Source organism: Pedobacter sp. Bi126, assembly GCF_918698245.1.
GTDB lineage: Bacteria > Bacteroidota > Bacteroidia > Sphingobacteriales > Sphingobacteriaceae > Pedobacter.
Window position 1 is genome coordinate 437,599 of the sequence record NZ_CAKKMS010000002.1, and the last position, 17,677, is coordinate 455,275.

Annotated in this window: 15 protein-coding genes; 10 read left to right on the forward strand and 5 right to left on the reverse strand. The window is 37.7% G+C overall.

Annotation, left to right across the window (positions count from 1 at the left end):
• Complete coding sequence (locus tag LQ201_RS07055; protein ID WP_230140543.1) at nt 1–969, reverse strand: YhcG family protein; 969 nt, start codon at nt 967–969, stop codon at nt 1–3.
• 115 nt (nt 970–1,084) lie between these two features.
• Here LQ201_RS07055 and LQ201_RS07060 point away from each other — a divergent pair, with 115 nt between their 5' ends.
• The 9 genes from LQ201_RS07060 to rplT all read left to right on the forward strand — a co-directional run bounded on the left by LQ201_RS07060 (nt 1,085) and on the right by rplT (nt 11,282).
• A complete protein-coding gene (locus LQ201_RS07060; RefSeq protein WP_230140545.1) occupies nt 1,085–2,977 on the forward strand; it encodes an ATP-dependent DNA helicase RecQ in 1,893 nt (630 codons plus the stop codon).
• Nucleotides 2,978–3,122: 145 nt separating this feature from the next.
• On the forward strand, nt 3,123–4,430 hold the full coding sequence (locus tag LQ201_RS07065; RefSeq protein WP_230140547.1) for an MFS transporter: 1,308 nt from the start codon (nt 3,123–3,125) through the stop codon (nt 4,428–4,430).
• A gap of 22 nt (nt 4,431–4,452) precedes the next feature.
• Nucleotides 4,453–5,190, forward strand: a complete 738-nt coding sequence (locus tag LQ201_RS07070) for a (Fe-S)-binding protein (RefSeq protein ID WP_029279118.1) — start codon at nt 4,453–4,455, stop codon at nt 5,188–5,190.
• Nucleotides 5,191–5,666: 476 nt separating this feature from the next.
• Nucleotides 5,667–6,563 (forward strand): hypothetical protein, encoded by an 897-nt coding sequence (locus LQ201_RS07075; RefSeq protein ID WP_230140548.1) that lies wholly within the window; start codon nt 5,667–5,669, stop codon nt 6,561–6,563.
• A gap of 190 nt (nt 6,564–6,753) precedes the next feature.
• On the forward strand, nt 6,754–7,839 hold the full coding sequence (locus tag LQ201_RS07080; RefSeq protein ID WP_230140550.1) for an acyltransferase: 1,086 nt from the start codon (nt 6,754–6,756) through the stop codon (nt 7,837–7,839).
• Between the two features lie 281 nt (nt 7,840–8,120).
• A complete protein-coding gene (thrS, locus tag LQ201_RS07085; protein ID WP_230140558.1) occupies nt 8,121–10,046 on the forward strand; it encodes a threonine--tRNA ligase in 1,926 nt (641 codons plus the stop codon).
• A gap of 16 nt (nt 10,047–10,062) precedes the next feature.
• Nucleotides 10,063–10,632: a translation initiation factor IF-3 gene (infC, locus tag LQ201_RS07090; protein ID WP_051691975.1), complete on the forward strand. Its 570-nt coding sequence runs from the start codon at nt 10,063–10,065 to the stop codon at nt 10,630–10,632.
• Nucleotides 10,633–10,661: 29 nt separating this feature from the next.
• Entirely contained in the window at nt 10,662–10,862 is a 201-nt protein-coding gene (rpmI, locus tag LQ201_RS07095; protein ID WP_029279105.1) for a 50S ribosomal protein L35, read from the forward strand.
• A 75-nt stretch (nt 10,863–10,937) separates the two neighbouring features.
• The gene (gene rplT, locus LQ201_RS07100; protein ID WP_025144714.1) at nt 10,938–11,282 is read left to right on the forward strand and encodes a 50S ribosomal protein L20; all 345 of its coding nucleotides are present in this window, start codon (nt 10,938–10,940) and stop codon (nt 11,280–11,282) included.
• An 86-nt stretch (nt 11,283–11,368) separates the two neighbouring features.
• Here the strand turns inward: rplT and LQ201_RS07105 are convergent, their stop codons facing one another.
• The 4 genes from LQ201_RS07105 to LQ201_RS07120 all read right to left on the reverse strand — a co-directional run bounded on the left by LQ201_RS07105 (nt 11,369) and on the right by LQ201_RS07120 (nt 16,131).
• Complete coding sequence (locus tag LQ201_RS07105) at nt 11,369–12,982, reverse strand: discoidin domain-containing protein (protein ID WP_230140567.1); 1,614 nt, start codon at nt 12,980–12,982, stop codon at nt 11,369–11,371.
• A gap of 578 nt (nt 12,983–13,560) precedes the next feature.
• Nucleotides 13,561–13,890: a YegP family protein gene (locus LQ201_RS07110; protein ID WP_230140575.1), complete on the reverse strand. Its 330-nt coding sequence runs from the start codon at nt 13,888–13,890 to the stop codon at nt 13,561–13,563.
• A 122-nt stretch (nt 13,891–14,012) separates the two neighbouring features.
• On the reverse strand, nt 14,013–15,464 hold the full coding sequence (locus tag LQ201_RS07115; protein WP_230140578.1) for a DUF294 nucleotidyltransferase-like domain-containing protein: 1,452 nt from the start codon (nt 15,462–15,464) through the stop codon (nt 14,013–14,015).
• Nucleotides 15,454–16,131: a 3'-5' exonuclease gene (locus LQ201_RS07120; RefSeq protein ID WP_230140580.1), complete on the reverse strand. Its 678-nt coding sequence runs from the start codon at nt 16,129–16,131 to the stop codon at nt 15,454–15,456. Before LQ201_RS07120 ends, LQ201_RS07115 begins: the two co-directional genes overlap by 11 nt.
• Before the next feature lie 245 nt (nt 16,132–16,376).
• Here LQ201_RS07120 and LQ201_RS07125 point away from each other — a divergent pair, with 245 nt between their 5' ends.
• Nucleotides 16,377–17,666, forward strand: coding sequence for a pitrilysin family protein (locus tag LQ201_RS07125; RefSeq protein WP_230146615.1), 1,290 nt, complete (start codon nt 16,377–16,379; stop codon nt 17,664–17,666).
• The last annotated feature ends 11 nt before the right edge of the window (nt 17,667–17,677 follow it).

The window sequence follows — 17,677 nt, forward strand, 5'->3', positions numbered from 1 at the left end:
TTATTTAAATAATTCGTGTATTTTTCTCTGGAGTAATTTTTTGTCAGGTAACTGGGTTTTATACTCAGCTACCAAAGTAGGAGAAAGGCTTCTGCTTAATGCATATTCTACTACTTCGTTATCTTTATCTTTGCAAAGCAGAATGCCAATACTTGGATTTTCGTTTGATTTTTTAACATCCCTATCTAAAGCTTCTAAATAGAAGTTTAATTGGCCTAAATGTTCGGGCTTGAATTTGTCTACTTTTAATTCAAATGCGACTAAACATTGTAAGCCACGGTGATAAAAAAGCAAATCGATATAAAAATCGCTGTTACCGACCTGTATTTTGTATTCTTCACTGATAAACAAAAAGTCTTTTCCCAGTTCAAGGATGAAACTTCGCATTTCTTGAACTAAACTTTTTTGTAAATCACTTTCGGTGTGAGGTTCTGAGAGATTAAGAAATTCAAATACGTAGCTATCTTTAAAACTGTTTTCTAGGTCGTCGTGTAATTCTCTCAACACCGTTGAGAGTTTTGCGTTGCCAATAATCGATCTTTCAAAAAAGCCAGCCGAGATTTGACGATCGAGTTCTCTAAAAGAATAATTTTCTTTTTTTGATAATTTAAGATAAAATTCACGTGCTTCAGGATTACTGCATCGAGAAAAGATAGCCAAATTGTGCGACCAGCTTATTTCTCTCACCAGTGGTGAGAGTTTTGGATATTCGCAGTAGCTCTCGTAAAACTGTTTCATCCGCCAAAGATTTTTATCCGAAAAACCTTTCAAACCAGGTTCGTTTTTTGATAAAAATTCGGCTAATTGTTTTACAACCGATTGTCCCCATTCGGCTTTTTTAACCTTGTTATGGATATACTCGCCGATATTCCAATACAGATTAATTAGTGTAGAATTTACAGTCTTTAACGCAGCCGTTCGGGCATTTTTAATTAAGCTAATAATATCTGCAAACTGCGTTTCTATCATGTAATCTGTCTTAATGAGCAAAGTTAATAATCTTTTCTAAAGATGATTTTTTGAATTTCTATCAATAATAAGTAGTGATTTTAGATTAAATGTATAGTTTTGATACCGCCGATTTATGACAGCAATAGAGATTTTACAAAAATATTGGGGACATCAAGCTTTTAGGCCTTTACAGGAAGATATTATTTCTTCGGTTCTGGAAGGAAAGGATAGTTTAGCATTATTGCCTACAGGTGGGGGTAAATCGATCTGTTTTCAGGTTCCTGCTTTGGTTAAAGAGGGGATTTGCATTGTAGTTTCGCCTTTAATTGCCTTGATGAAAGATCAGGTAGAGAACCTGAAATCTAAAGGGATTGAAGCCATTGCCATTTATGCTGGCATGGGTAAACGAGAAATCGATATCTTGCTGGATAACTGTATTTACGGAAAAATCAAATTCCTTTATTTATCTCCTGAACGTTTATTGTCTGATTTAGTGCGGGTTCGCATTTCGTACATGAATGTAAATTTAATTGCTGTAGATGAAGCACATTGCATTTCGCAGTGGGGTTATGATTTTCGTCCGCCATACCAAAAGATCGCCAAACTCCGCGAAATCCTTCCTAATGTGCCTGTTTTGGCACTTACCGCGACTGCTACTGAGTTTGTGCGGAAAGATATTGTAGAGAAGCTTGAAATGAAAGACCCACAGGTTTTTGTTAAAAGTTTTGCCAGAGATAACTTAAGCTACGTGGTTTTCGGCCAAGAAGATAAGTATAAAAAACTAATTGATATTTGCCAAAAAGTAAAAGGTACAGGTTTGGTTTATGTACGTAACCGCAGGGAAACCGCCGAGGTTGCTAATTTTATCAATAGGAATCAGATTAAGGCCGATTTTTACCATGCCGGATTAGAGCGTGATGTACGTTTTTTAAAACAAGAAGAATGGAAAAATAACAAAACCCGGATTATGGTGGCTACAAATGCTTTCGGGATGGGAATTGATAAGGCAGATGTTCGTTTTGTGGTGCATTTAGATTTACCAGAAAGTTTAGAAGCCTATTACCAGGAAGCTGGTAGGGCAGGGCGCGACGAAAAACGAAGCTACGCTGTTCTGTTAGCTAATCAATCCGATGTTGTGGGCTTAGAATCCAGGTATTTAGATAGTTTTCCTACTCCAGATGAGATCAGAAAAACCTATCACTACCTCGGTAATTATTTTCAATTGGCATTTGGTGCAGGCGAAGGTTTAACTTTTACTTTTGATGTAGCTGATTTCTGTAAAAGATTTAATATTAGTGTTTTAAAAACAATTTCTGCTTTGAAGTTTTTAGAACACGATGGCTACATCACCTTATCTGAAAGTGTTTTTCTACCATCAAGAATGATGTTTATTGCCAGTCATGAAGACATTTACCGTTTTCAGATTGAAAATAAAGCTTACGATGGCATTATAAAAACCATTCTGCGTTCGCACGGTGGTGCTTTCGACGGTTTTGTTAAGATTAATGAAGCCGATTTAGCCAAGAAAACAGGATTGTCGTATAAAGAAATTATCGCATTGCTTAATAAATTGCAGGCCATCGAGTTACTTACTTATACGCAGCAAACCGATCAGCCGCAATTGCAATACATTAGGCCGAGAGTAGATATGGACCATTTCGATCTCGACGTGAAATACCTCGAACTGAGAAAGGAAATCCTACATAAACAGATTAACGCAGTGGTAGCTTACGCTTCATCAAATTTGTGCAGGAGTATTCAGCTGCTTCATTATTTCGACGAAGATCATGCTGCAAAATGTGGGGTATGCGATGTTTGCCTGGCTGAGAAAAGAGCCGAAAATCAGAGCCAGATGGGAGAGGAAATTGAATTTGAGATTGTTTCTTTACTGCAACAACAACCTTTAAGTCTTGACGATCTGGTTACAAGTATTAAAAATGGTGCCGAAGCTGAAAGGATCGATACCATTAGAGAATTATTAGATGCAGGTAAGATAAAAACTGATGGGAAGAAGTATTATCTTTAGATGTGAGATGTGAGATGTGAGATGTGAGATGTGAGATGTGAGAAAAATGCCAATCAAGTTACCAATAAAATATTAGTTTTGTAATGAACTATTTAATCTGTATAATCAAACAATCAGTATAATCTTCCGCGAAGCGAAAAAACAAATGATAACAAAAAACAATAAGAAAACCATCCGTTCGTGGGCATTCTTCGATTGGGCAAACTCTGCCTATAACTTAGTCATCACTTCTACTATTTTTCCGGCTTATTATACCATTATTACCACCACTAAAGAACATGGTGATAAAGTGGAGTTCTTTGGCCGGACCTTTGTAAATACCTCGCTTTCCAATTATGCCTTGTCGTTTGCTTATTTGATTATGGCTTTTGCTTTGCCAATACTTTCATCCATTGCCGATAGAAGAGGGAATAAAAAGTCATTTATGAAATTCTTTACCTATGTGGGTGGAGCCGCCTGTATCGGTTTATATTTCTTTAAACTGGATACGCTCGAAATGAGCATCATTTTGTTTGCAATAGCTGCAATGGGATATATTGGAGGGGTATTATTCAGCAACTCTTATTTGCCTGAAATTGCAACCGAAGAACATCAGGATCGTGTGAGTGCACAAGGTTTTTCGTATGGTTACATCGGCTCAGTTTTACTTCAACTGATTTGTTTCCTATTTGTGTTAAAGCCAGGATGGTTTGGTATTACAGATCTCTCATTTCCACCAAGGTTATCATTTTTATTAGTTGGTATATGGTGGATCGGTTTCTCTCAGATTCCTTTTTCAGCACTTCCGAACGGAACACCTCAGCACGATAAAGTAAAAACGAATATCCTTAAAGATGGCTTTAGCGAATTATCGAAAGTTTGGGCGCAGGTTAAACAAATGAGGGTTTTAAAAGGATTTTTAGTTTCTTTCTTTTTCTACTCTATGGGTGTACAAACCATTATGCTTGCTGCTGCTGGTTTTGCTGAAAAAACATTAAAATTAGGAACGGCAAAATTGATTGCAGTAATATTGATCATTCAACTTGTTGCCATCCCCGGTGCCATGCTCATGTCGTATTTAGCTAAAAAAATAGGGAATATAAATGTGTTAATTATGGTAGTTGTAGTATGGATAGGCTGTTGTGTTTTTGGTTATTACATCACTGGCGAGTATCAATTTTACTCATTGGCCGCAATTGTAGGCTTAATTATGGGCGGAATCCAATCTTTATCGCGCTCTACCTATTCTAAATATTTACCGGTTGATACAAAAGATAGCACTTCATTCTTCAGCTTTTACGATGTAACGGAGAAATTGGCGATTGTAATTGGCCTTTTCAGTTTTGCTTACATTGAAGATTTAACCGGAAATATTCGCTACTCAATTATCGCTTTGGCATCATTTTTTATTGTTGGATTAGTTCTTTTAGTACTTCTAAGAAAAAACGAACATAAAGAATCGCTAAAATTGTAAGTTTGCAGTCGTTAAGAATATTATGAAAGTAGAATTATTTGTGCCTTGTTTTGTAGATCAGCTCTATCCTGAAACCGCTTTTAATACTTTAAGGTTATTAGAAAAATCGGGGTGTGATGTAACCTACAATTCAAAACAAACCTGTTGTGGGCAACCTGCATACAATGCGGGTTATTGGGATGAGGCTAAAGAAGTGGGTACAAAATTCTTAAACGATTTTACCGAAAATACCTATGTCGTAGCGCCGTCAGCATCGTGTGTAGGCATGGTGAAAGGTGGATTTAACGATCTGTTTACCAATACCATTGTACACAACAAATGCCGGAGTTTGCAATCGAATATATGGGAGCTTTCTGATTTTCTGGTAAACGTAGCCAAAAGAGATTATTTCGGTGCTGAATTGGAAGGAAAAGCCGTTTACCATGATTCGTGCAGCGCATTGCGTGAGTGCAAAATCAAAGATGAACCCCGCCAGTTGCTTTCTAAAGTACACGGTTTAGAAATGATCGAAATGGAAGATACCGATATGTGCTGTGGTTTCGGCGGAACATTTGCGGTTAAATTCGATGCCATTTCATCTGCAATGGCCGAGCAGAAAGTTAATCATGCGCTCGCACAGCAGGCAGATTACATCATTTCGACCGATTTATCTTGCCTTTTACATCTTCAGGGGTATATTGAGAAAAATAATCTTGCGATTAAAACCATGCACATTGCCGATGTATTGTGTAATGGCTGGCTGGAAAGTACAGAATACTAGCCACCAAGCTTTAGCTTTTGTGGAAGTAACGCTGAAGATGATTAAATCTCTAATTTATTTTGGAAAGCAGTTGCAGAAGCCAATGGGATAGAGCAGTCCCGCTCTCGCTTCTGCTCCGATGAAAAATCGGGAGCATCTCGCTTTGATCGGGTTTAGTTGGCGTAAATAGTACTGTTATCAAGAGTAAAATAAACCCGACCGACAGCGTTATCCCGATTTAGGATCAATTTAATTTAAGATAATTTCAATCGGGATTAAGCAAAGGGCGGGACTATCGGTACAGAAGCACTACAGGTACTGCTTTTCTAATAAAGGATTAGGCATTGTAATATTTAAATTACTTTCAGCCTAAATCTATCCTTAAACGATCTAAACGTAATCTTTAACACAATTTAACACGTTTTATATTACAAACTACAATACCTTTGTTAAACCTTTTTAAGGCTTTTGTATCTAACAAACAAAACAAAATCGTAATGAAAAAAATAATCTTCGCTTTACTGGGCGTTTTATCAATTGCATCAATTGCAGATGCGCAGCAGAAAAAAACTTCAGGAGCCATACAATTTGAAAATATTATCGATCCGGCAGCTATGGCCTCGGCGAGCGGTATCCAGCTAACCGATCAGATGAAAGCCAGAATGCCCTCATCAAGCAAAAGCAACTTCGAGTTGTTGTTTACGGCTACAAATGCCAGTTATATGCCAGTTGAAGAAACTGAGGATAGTAATGGAGCAGGTGGTGGCGGTGGCGGCATGGGCCGTATGATGATGCGTTTTGGTGGTGGCGGTGGTAACAGAGAATACTATTATACCTTTGCAGATAAAGGACTTACAGAGGTTTTTGATCTGAACGATACCACATATTACATGCCGAGTAAATTAACTTTATCTACTTCTGGTCCGATTGGCTCAATGAGAATGGGCGGTAGAAATCCTAATGATACCACTGCAGCAAAACCAGCTCCGGCACCAACCATAGAAGTGATTAAAACAGATTCTACTAAACAGATTATCGGTTTTACCTGTCACCAGGCGATTATAAGATCTACAAGGGCGATAAAAATCCTGGATATGGATAAAAACGTAGTAGAAGAAACCAAAATCTGGTACACAAAAGATTTAGGCTTCGACTTTTCTCCGAACCCAAATATGTGGACTGAAGGTGCAGTTTTAGCGATCGAAGGCAGAGGTAACAGCTCAATTGCCAAAAGCATCGAATATAGAAATGTAAGTACAAAAGATGTAACCGCACCTAAAAAAGCAAAATTGATCACTGCTGAAGAGTATAAAACTAAAATGGAGAACATGATGAAACGTTTTAGACAGAACAGACCAGGTGGTGGCCAGGTAAGATCATTTGGTATGAATTAATTCATTCTGCGAGACTTCCGAAGTTTGTGCTTTAGGCCAGCCACAGGCGAACTTCTGAAGTCTTATAATAAAGCCCTGAAGGTATAAGCTTTCAGGGCTTTTTTTGTATCATTTTTGAAAGGGTTGGCTTTAGTTTTTGCATCTAAACTGAGAATAACTATTATTGGAGTTGAATATAACCTAGCCAAAAGTGATTACAGCCGAGAACAAAACAAATTTATTAGCAACCAAGCAGCATTTCGAAATTTTAGATGGATTAAGGGGCGTAGCGGCCATTGTGGTGGTTATTTATCACTTTATGGAAATCGCTATTACCAATTATAACAAGAATTTTCTTTCGCATGGTTTCCTCGCTGTCGATTTCTTTTTCTGTTTATCCGGTTTTGTAATTGCCTATGCTTACGATAGCCGTGCACCACATATGGGGATTACACAGTTCTTTAAATTAAGGCTTATCCGTTTGCACCCGCTGGTGGTTATTGGTTCCGTTTTAGGACTGATTACTTTTCTGATCGACCCATACAGCGATCTTTATGAGGTTTATGGATTCGGGAAAACCTTTCTTTTATTTTTATCCTCAGCTTTTTTAATCCCTTATCCGGCCATGCCCGAGCGTTATACCAACTTATTCTGCTTAAATGCACCAGCCTGGTCGTTATTCTGGGAATATATTGCCAATATCTTTTACATTTTTATACTTTACCGCCTGGGTAAAAAAACACTGCTCGTTTTGGTTGTTATAGGAGCGGTATGCCTTTGTTATGTAGCTGTTCGCGCTACTAACGTAGGTGGCGGCTGGGGAGGGCAGAATTTCTGGGACGGTGGGGCACGCGTGCTGTATTCTTTTACAGCCGGTATGCTGGTTTACCGTTTAAATTGGGTGATCAAAAATAAACTTGGCTTTTTAGGCATGATCGTGCCTTTGCTCGCAGCCTTTTTAGTTCCTTTTAATGATAAATACAATTGGATTACCGAGCCGATACTTGTGCTGTTTTATTTTCCACTTTTAGTGGCACTAGGAGCAGGTACAGTATTAAATCCATCGCTTAAAAAGATCTGTAATCTTTCAGGCGAAATATCATATCCGCTTTATATGGTACATTATCCATTTGTCTGGATATTTTTAACCTATGTAGCCGAAGTTCAGCCACCAGCATCCTTACTTTGGGTGGTGATACCGGTTTCTGTACTGCTTTTAACCGTTTTCGCTTATGTGGTAATGAAATTCGTCGATATTCCATTGCGTAAATATTTGAAGGTTAAATTTTTAAGCTAATCGAGTGTGGTTAGTGGAGACACGAACCATGGCTTCACATAAGATCTTAATTTATTAACGGAATTGATTAGTAAAGGAGATAAACACAAAGAAAGATTCGTCATTGCAAACTGAAGCCATGGTAATTGCGTTGGAGTGAAGCAATCTTTCTAATTTAATCCCACTGGTTTTATGCTTTACCTTGCTTTTTAGCCGAAAAATGCATACATTTGCACAAAATAAAATCACATTGTAAGTGATCTTTAAAACTTTTTTATTTAAAAATTAAATCATAGTTGTAGATGATTAACATTACTTTACCTGACGGTTCTGTCCGTCAGTATGAAAAGGGCACTTCTGCCCACCAAATTGCATTGTCAATTTCTGAGGGTTTAGCCCGTAACGTATTAGCCGCTGAGGTTAATGGCGAAGTTTGGGATTCAACAAGGCCGATCGAATCTGATTCATCAGTAAAATTATTGACCTGGAATGATACTGCCGGAAAATCGACTTTTTGGCATTCATCAGCTCACTTAATGGCTGAGGCTTTAGAAGCACTTTATCCGGGTACTAAATTCGGTATCGGCCCGGCTATCGAAACTGGTTTTTATTATGATGTAGACTTTGGTGACCGTGAATTTTCTTCGGACGATTTCAAGGCCATCGAAACCAAAATGATCGAACTGGCTAAGCAAAAGGAAACTTTTGTACGCGAAAGTGTAAGCAAAGCTGATGCGGTAAAATATTTTACCGAAAAAGGCGATGAGTATAAACTGGATTTAATTGACGGCCTGGAAGATGGTAAAATTACTTTCTATACCCAAGGTTCATTTACCGATTTATGTCGTGGTCCACATATTCCGAATACTGGTTTTGTGAAAGCAGTAAAACTGATGAATGTAGCTGGTGCTTACTGGCGTGGCGACGAAACCAAAAAACAGTTAACCCGTATTTATGGGGTAACTTTTCCTAAGGCGAGCGAGCTTACTGAATATCTTTTAATGATTGAGGAGGCAAAAAAACGCGATCACCGTAAACTAGGGAAAGAACTGGAGCTGTTTGCTTTCTCAGAAAAAGTAGGCATGGGCTTGCCTTTATGGCTGCCTAAAGGAACTGCTTTGCGCGAGCGTTTGGTGAACTTTTTAACTAAAGCACAAGCTAAAGCAGGTTACGAGCAAGTAGTAACACCGCATATCGGACACAAAAATTTATATGTAACCTCAGGTCACTGGGAGAAATACGGTAAAGATTCGTTCCAACCAATTAAAACACCACAAGAAGGAGAGGAGTTTTTCTTAAAACCGATGAACTGCCCTCACCACTGTGAGATTTACAAAACAAAACCACGTTCTTATAAAGATCTTCCGGTTCGTTTTGCCGAGTTTGGTACGGTTTACCGTTACGAACAAAGTGGCGAATTACATGGGTTAACCCGTGTACGTGGCTTTACTCAAGATGATGCACACTTATTCTGCATGCCAGAACAGGTGAAAGAAGAGTTTAAAAAAGTAATCGACTTGGTGCTTTATGTATTTAAATCATTAGGTTTTGATAACTATACTGCTCAAGTTTCATTAAGAGACCCGGAGAACAAATCGAAATATATTGGTTCTGACGAAAATTGGAGACTATCTGAAAATGCCATTATCGAAGCAGCTGCAGAAAAAGGCTTAAATACTGTCGTAGAATATGGCGAAGCCGCCTTCTATGGCCCTAAGCTCGATTTTATGGTGAAAGATGCTTTAGGTAGAAAATGGCAGTTAGGTACTATCCAGGTTGATTATAATCTACCAGAGCGTTTCGAATTGGAATACACCGGTAGCGATAACCAGAAGCACAGACCAGTAATGATTCACCGTGCACCATTTGGTTCATTGGAAAGATTTATTGCTGTTTTGATTGAGCATTGTGCCGGAAACTTCCCGTTATGGTTAAGTCCGGAGCAATTTATTGTTCTTCCTATTTCAGAAAAATATGAAGAATATGCAAAAAAAGTTTTAGATGAACTAAATAATTCCGATATTCGCGGGCTGATTGACTTTCGTGATGAGAAAATCGGTCGCAAAATACGCGATTCGGAAGTTAAAAAGATCCCATACATGCTCATTATCGGTGATAAGGAAATGGCAGAAAGAAAAGTTTCTGTCCGCAAACATGGTGAGGGAGATTTAGGTGAAATGACGTTGGAAGAGTTCAACAATTTATTAAGAAAAGAAATAACAGTTTAAATTAAATAGTACAAATTTGGCATTAGGAAGACCAGGATTTAACAGGGGACCACGTCCACCTTTTAAGAAAAAAGAAGCAGAGCATAACATTAATCAGTATATTAAATCGCCCGAAGTGCGTTTAGCTGGCGATAATGTTGAACCGGGGATTTATCCTTTGGCAAAAGCTTTGGCACTTGCTGATGAACTGGAATTGGATTTGGTAGAAATATCTCCAAATGCCGTACCACCAGTTTGTAGAATTATTGATTACAGTAAATTTGTTTATGAGCAAAAGAAAAAGCAGAAAGAAATTAAAGCTAATGCGAAACAAACTGTAATTAAGGAGATCCGTTTTGGTCCTAATACCAACGATCACGATTTCCAGTTTAAATTGAAGCATGCAGTAAGCTTTTTAGAGAACGGTGAGAAAGTTAGAGCTTATGTGCATTTTAAAGGTAGAGCAATTGTTTACAAAGAGCAGGGAGAAATTTTATTGTTAAAATTCGCTCAGGCTTTAGAAGATGTAGGAAAAGTAGAGTTGTTACCTAAGTTAGAAGGTAAACGTATGTTCCTAACAGTTGCGCCTAAAGTAGCAAAAAAATAAAAATAGGTTTATAAATTAAAAAACAGGTTATGCCAAAAATGAAAACCAATTCCAGTGCTAAAAAGCGTTTTTCGCTTACTGGAACAGGTAAAATCAAAAGAAACAACGCATACAAAAGTCACATCTTAACAAAGATGAGCACTAAACGTAAACGTGCCTTAGGTCAAGCAAGTATCGTATCTGATGCTGATATGGGTAACGTTAAACGTATGCTTTGTATCGGAAAGTAATTTATTAATTCACCAGGTATCAGGCTTTAAGTTTCCGGTTAAACGGAACGCCGCTTGCCAAAAAACAACAACAACATGCCACGTTCGGTAAACGCAGTAGCTTCGAGAAGAAGAAGAAAAAAAATCCTTAATCTAGCCAAAGGCTATTGGGGAGCAAGAAGTAAGGTTTATACTGTTGCTAAAAACACAGTAGAAAAAGGTTTGCAATATGCATACCGTGACCGTAAAGTTAAGAAAAGAGAATTCCGCGGATTATGGATCCAACGTATTAATGCAGGTGCTCGTCAGCACGGTATTTCTTACTCTCAATTAATTGGTAAACTAGCTTCTAAAGAAATCGGTTTAAACCGTAAAGTATTGGCTGATTTAGCAATGAATCACCCAGAAGCTTTCAAAGCTGTAATTGATGCAGTAAAATAGAAATTTTCGCTTAGGCGATAATCATATTTAAAAAGGTCCCGATGTAAATCGGGACCTTTTTTGTTGTTTGGTTTGGTTCTGAAAATCTAATATAATCCCAATTCTGCAAGACTGGCAAACTGTAGACCATCCTGTGCTGAATTTAAAATAACTTTAAAATACTGGAATGTTTTGGCGCTTCCAAAATCAAAGTACTGCGCACCATTTACATTTTGGGCCACATAGTTATTAACTGAAGTAAAGTTTATGCCATCTGTGCTGGTGAGCAGTTCAAAGTTTTTTACAGCCCTGCTCAAACCACTTCTTTGTGTTAAACTTAAACCATTTGCCGTTTTTGAAGCGCCCAAATTGATCACTATAGTATGTGGATAGCTTGTTGCCGAGCTGCTCCATCTCGAATGCCAGTAAGTACTTGCACTATTATCAATCAACCTTGCCGCTCTACCATTTGTAGCACCTTCTCCACTGGTTTCTTCCGAACTAAACGAAGCAATACTCCAGCCTGTTTTGCTTAACTCATTTTTCGTTGAGAAATTTAATACTGGTAAGCCTCCTGAAAAAGTATAAGCATAAATCTGCTCGGTTACGGTTCCATTGTCGTGTACCAGTTTAACTTTTAGTTCATATGGAATACCATCAGCTTTTTCCTGCAAATCCGCAATTGGCATTACAACTCTAAAACTATCTGTACCTATCTTTTTCGATTCCCACGTAATGGCGTTATAATCCTTATTTACACCAGTACCCTCATTGCTTACATTAGGGTCGTTGTAATACAGAATACTGGTTACGTTGCCAGTAGATGTAAATTTTCCAGATACCACTATGGAAGCCAAAGTGCTGGAGTAGCTGGCGTATATTTTATTAATACTGCTGGTTACCGAACCGTAATAGGTGCTAGCGTTATTATTGAAAACCTGATTGGCATTTAAAATAGCCGCGTCTGCAGCGGTTAAAAATGTAGGGCTTTTTCCTAAGGTTCCATTACCGCCCCACATTAATGCCATGCCCAGAGTTGAGTTCTCAGAAACTTTCTGTCTGTTGTGCGGTAAATTTAATCCATGACCAAGTTCATGTACCATACCTCCAAACCAAACACTGAAGCGATTGCCAACGGTAGTGCTTAAGCCCAGATTTGCAATGTCCATTTCTTCATAATCCAGCGCATAACACCATCTGCCGGTACCATAAAACGGACCCCCGCTTGGTGTTCCATTCGAACCGATAGAATACCTTGGAATAATGATCAAGGTATGATCGCTGGTTTTATCTGCCGGGTGCGCAGCAAAATAAGCGTTTACTTCGCTTGCAACTGCACCGCTACCTCCAGAGTATGGGTAACTCGCTTTTGGCAATGTTCCTCTAATGGTTAGGATTTTTACATTTCCTGCGCCATCATCAGCAAGGCCAAATGTTTTATTGCCATAACCATTGCGGTTCATTTCTTGTTTGTACCAATCTTGTGTCCATAATAAAAGATCGCTCAATCTTTTTCTATAACCCGCAAGGGTATCGAGGTCGTTAGGTACAAAATACACAATATTTACATTGCGGCTTTGGGTAATAATGTTGGTTGTAGCCAGTTTTTTGTTAATAGAGAAGGTTTTTTCCTCTTGTTGTAATACTTCGGTCTTTTTACAAGATAGGGCGAACAAGCAGGTACAGAATAGCCCTGTTAAAAGTAAACTGTTTTTTTTCATACGATAATTTTAGGTTTAGGTTGATAATATTTGGAATTGGTTGTTGTTGCTTTTTTATATGCTGCACTCAGCCCCTTTACCTAATCTTGTCGATTTCAATACCAAGATTATACCACCATAATTTGCCAGTCTTGGCCACTGTTCCAAACCTTAAAAAGAGCGTATCGTAAATAGATTTTTACCTTATCTGGATTTAAGTTACAAACAAACTTATACAGTAGGCTGAATTAAAACAGCGCAAACGTTTGTGTGGGATGAAATGTAATAAGCTTGAATGATGTAGTAGAATTGCCGTTTGAGCAGGTTCTAAGGCTATTTGATTAGTTATTAAAATGACCTTAAAATTTATTACGCGCAAACGTTTGATCGGCTTGTATTGAGCAACAGATGCTTGAGTAAGTTTAGGTTTACAGCTGGCAAATATGAGGGATAGCTTTAAGAGTAGATCAGCTGTAGCCAATTACTGTAGATTAATGTAAGTCTTATAGAACAATTTTTAATCTAAGCTGTAGAGGGGGAGTGTATGGAGGGTATGAAAAGCGACCTGATGTGAAATCTCGAGTCGCTTTATGTTTTTTTTAACTTTGGTCATCAGTTTCTGCGTCTGGTGCATTCTTTTTAACCGATTCGATACCATTATCTCTGGCCGAGGTACTTTCGTACATTTCGCTGGAGCCAATAATCTGGCCATTTGTAGCCTTTAAACTGAAATGGTATTTGCCGTTAGACGATGTCTTTTTCTCAAATTTTGAATCATCCTGTGCATTTTTTTTAACAGATTCGATTCCATTCTCGCAGCTTGATTTGGCCGAATAGCCTTCGCTGGTTAAAATGGTTTGGCCATTGCTCGCTTTAAGATTAAACTGAAATTCTCCGTTCGATCTTTTGGTAATTACAAATTTTCCCATGGGTCTGATTTTGGATTATTTACTTTGGTTAGTATTTTACCTTATTAATAAGTAGACGGTATTCCTAAAGTTACTAAAGTTTGATTCAATTACAATGAGCAAACAAGAGAATTAATGATAATTTAACCCAGGCTATTGGTAAACTTCATGCGGATGCCGCTCTGAAAGTTCTGGATAATTTTAAAAATTTCGATCAAGGTTACTTTTTCGATTTTGGTTAAACTATCAATTTCGATAAAGTTATTGGGTGCCGCCAGGTCATTGATAATCAGATTGGCCTGATGTTTCAATCTCAGGCCCATCAAATAATAATAAGACTGCGAAAGTTCGTTAAACTGCTCTTCACTAAAAACACCAAGTTCTCTTAAGGCCTTTAAACGTTCGCCTGTATTTTCTTTTTGGAAAATCCTGTTCTGTAAGGCATAAACCCTTGCCAGATCTACAATAGGAGTCATGGCTGTTTTAATATCGAATACTTCTTTTTTATGGATTTTTTGCGTTCTTATATTCCTAAAATAGGTGAGCGGTGGCTCATAGAGTAAGGCATTTTTGGCCAGGTATACGTAGAATTTTTCGATGGGTTTCTGCAGCTCTTCATCAACAAAAGCACGTAAGCTTTCCATAATGGTTAAATCGCCGTAAATGGCCCTGCAATCAAAAAATGCAGCAAATTTTACGGCAGCTTCGGGTAAAGCTTCTTCTATCCAGTTTTTATAATTGTATTTCCAGTGTGATAGCGAATGCGTCCAGTTTGGGTTAGTGGCCATATAATCGCCATCGCAGTATACAAAACCAACAAAATTTAATTTATCCGAAACCTGGGTAGCCATGTCCAGAAAATAAGAACGTACAGCCGCTCTTTTATCTTCTCCGGTATCTTCATAAATAATGGCATTGTCCTGATCGGTTTTTAAGCTAAGCTCTTTTCTGCCTTCGCTACCCAAAACCATAAATACAAATTTTGCAGGTGGCGGACCAAGTTTAGCAATCACCTCTTCAATAATTTTAAAGGAAATGGTATCGGCAATAGTAGTTACCACCTCATTTACAATTTTCGAATGTACACCTCTAGCCAGTAACTGAGACACAATGCCTGGCACTTTTTGCCATTTTAATTTTAGATCGCTTGTATTTACAGCAGATTTTACTGATTGGATAAAAACCAATGGAGATTCGGCCTGCTCGCTTAAAAGGCGGTTTCTGCTTAAAAAGCCAACGTAATTACCATTGTCGTTTACCAATAAATAGCGCGACTTCTTACTGAACATCATCAATATCGCCTCATATACATAAGCATCTGGAGTTATGGTAACAATATGGGTATCCATAACTTCGTCAATCGGCAAATTTGAATTTAGTTGTTTGGCAATTACATTATCCCTTAAAGTAATATCGGTTACGAAGCCCAGATAAACATCCTGATCATTTTTAATAAAGAGGCAACTGGTTTTCTGTTCTGACATTTTAATTGCAGCTTCAAAAATAGGTGTGCCCGGGCTGCAACTTACTATCTTTTTAAAAGTAATGTCTCCAATACGAGCGGTATAAATTTGATCGGCTAGTTTATCTTCCATTAAAAAATCCCTGTAAAATTCTCTTAAACGAAAAATCTTTTGTCTTTTTCTTTTCCAGGTTAAAAGTATGTTCCTGATGGTAGGCTGAAGTTAAGCTAATTTTACCTGTTTTTAAAAGATGAAAGAAAATCTTTGCCGTGTTTAGTGTATCAGATAAAGCATTGTGCGTATTTTCGGGTGCTTCATTAAATAAAATGGTATAAAATTTATCCAGCTTTAAATGACTGATTACTGTATTGGTGATGTAAGGTGCGCTTGCCTTCATCGTACAAAAAAAAGCCAGGTTTTTAAAAATGTTTTCCTTTCCGATTCGGTATAATTCAACATTCACCATATGATAATCGAGCTCAATAAAATGACCGATAACCAAAGGCTGATATTTTTCGATGTCTTCGGAAAACTGCAACATCACTTTTTCTTTGTTTTCGCCATGTGTATGCAGATATTCAGGGGTAATTTTGTGGATTTTTAATGCAGCATTATCAATAGTGAAATCGGTATTTTTGATATAATGATTTTCCCGCTTAATTTCCTGATAAGATTGATCATAAATAATCCAGGCAATTTGGACAATATGAGGCCAGTTCTTTTCTTTAGAATAAGGCGCCGTCCAATTTTTAGGCAGACCTGAAGTTTCGGTATCAACAACGAGGAAGTATTCTTGCAATTTTAAAGTGGTTAGAAGATTGAACTATTCAAAGGTAATTATTTAACAATATAAACTGTAATTATTCATATATCCTTTAATAAAGACGATTGTTAAATAAAGCGTTTTTTTATTTGTTAAAGTGAAAGATTAACGCTTAATTGGTGTTCAAATTTAATTAAAATATGCGCTCTCTATTATTTAGCTCCTTAGCCTGTTTATTGTGCCTTGGCTCTGCTTTTGCTCAGGAAAAGCTCGGAGAAAACATGCATTTCAAAAAACTTGATAACGGTTTAGAAGTGCTGGTTGTTGTAGACCGGACGGTGCCACTGGTTACCATCGAAATGGCCTGCAGAAATGGTTCTTTTACTGAAACCGATGAATTTAACGGCTTAAGTCATCTTTACGAGCATTTATTCTTTAAGGCGAACAAAGATTATCCCGATTTCGAACGTTTAAATTCGAGAATGAACGATCTGGATATCAATTCGAATGCCACTACGCGGGAAGAAGTGGTAAATTATTTTTTTACGCTTCCTGCTGCTAATTTAAAACCCGGATTAAGCTTGATGAATTCATCCATCCGTTATCCAAAATTCATAAAAGAAGATATGGCTTTGGAAAATGAAGTGGTAAATGCCGAATTTACAAGGCACGAATCTAGTCCGATATTTGCTTTGATAGAGGCCAATTCGCGGCATATGTGGGGAGCAAATTATTCCCGTAAAAATGTAATCGGTAGCCATGAGGTAATTTTATCAGCTACTCCATCAAAAATGGATTCCATTAAAAATAAATATTACTGGCCAAATAATTCAGTTCTGGTAATTGCCGGTGATGTTAAAGTTGATGAAGCTTTTAGTTATGTAAGTTCTGTTTTTGGAAACTGGAAACGATCGCCGGTTGATCCTTTTGTGAAATGGCCAATCCCTGAGTTTAAACCGCTTCAAAAAAACGATTATTATTTTGTAGAATCGAATAAAAGCCCTGTTCCGTTTATGCTTTTTAGCTGGCATGGTCCAGATACCAGAAACGATATTCCGGCCACTTACGCAGCTGATGTTTTTTCTTTCATCGTGAATCAAAACGGTTCTAAAATGAAACAGGCGCTTATTAATTCAGGATTAGCCCAACAGGCTGATGTGAATTATTATACGCAAAAATATACCGGGCCAATTAGTTTGATGGTGAGTCCTAATCCGGCAAAAATAAATGAATGTTACCAGGAGGTGCTGAAGCAAATTTCGCTTTGGGCCAATGAAGATTATTTATCTGATCTGCAGATTGAAAGAGCCAAAAGACTATTATCTATAGAACAGGTAGAAAGGAGAGAGGTTACTTCCGATTATGCACATTTACTTTCCTTCTGGTGGGCTTCAGCATCGATTGATTATTATACCCATTATGAAGAAAATGTAAATAAAGTAACAAGAAAGGATTTACTCGATTATGTACGCAAGTATATTAAAGATAAACCTTATTGCGCTGGCCTGATGATGGATAAAGCAGGTATGAATGAAGTGAAGCCGGAAACATTTTTTAAATCACCCAAATAACCTAACGCTCG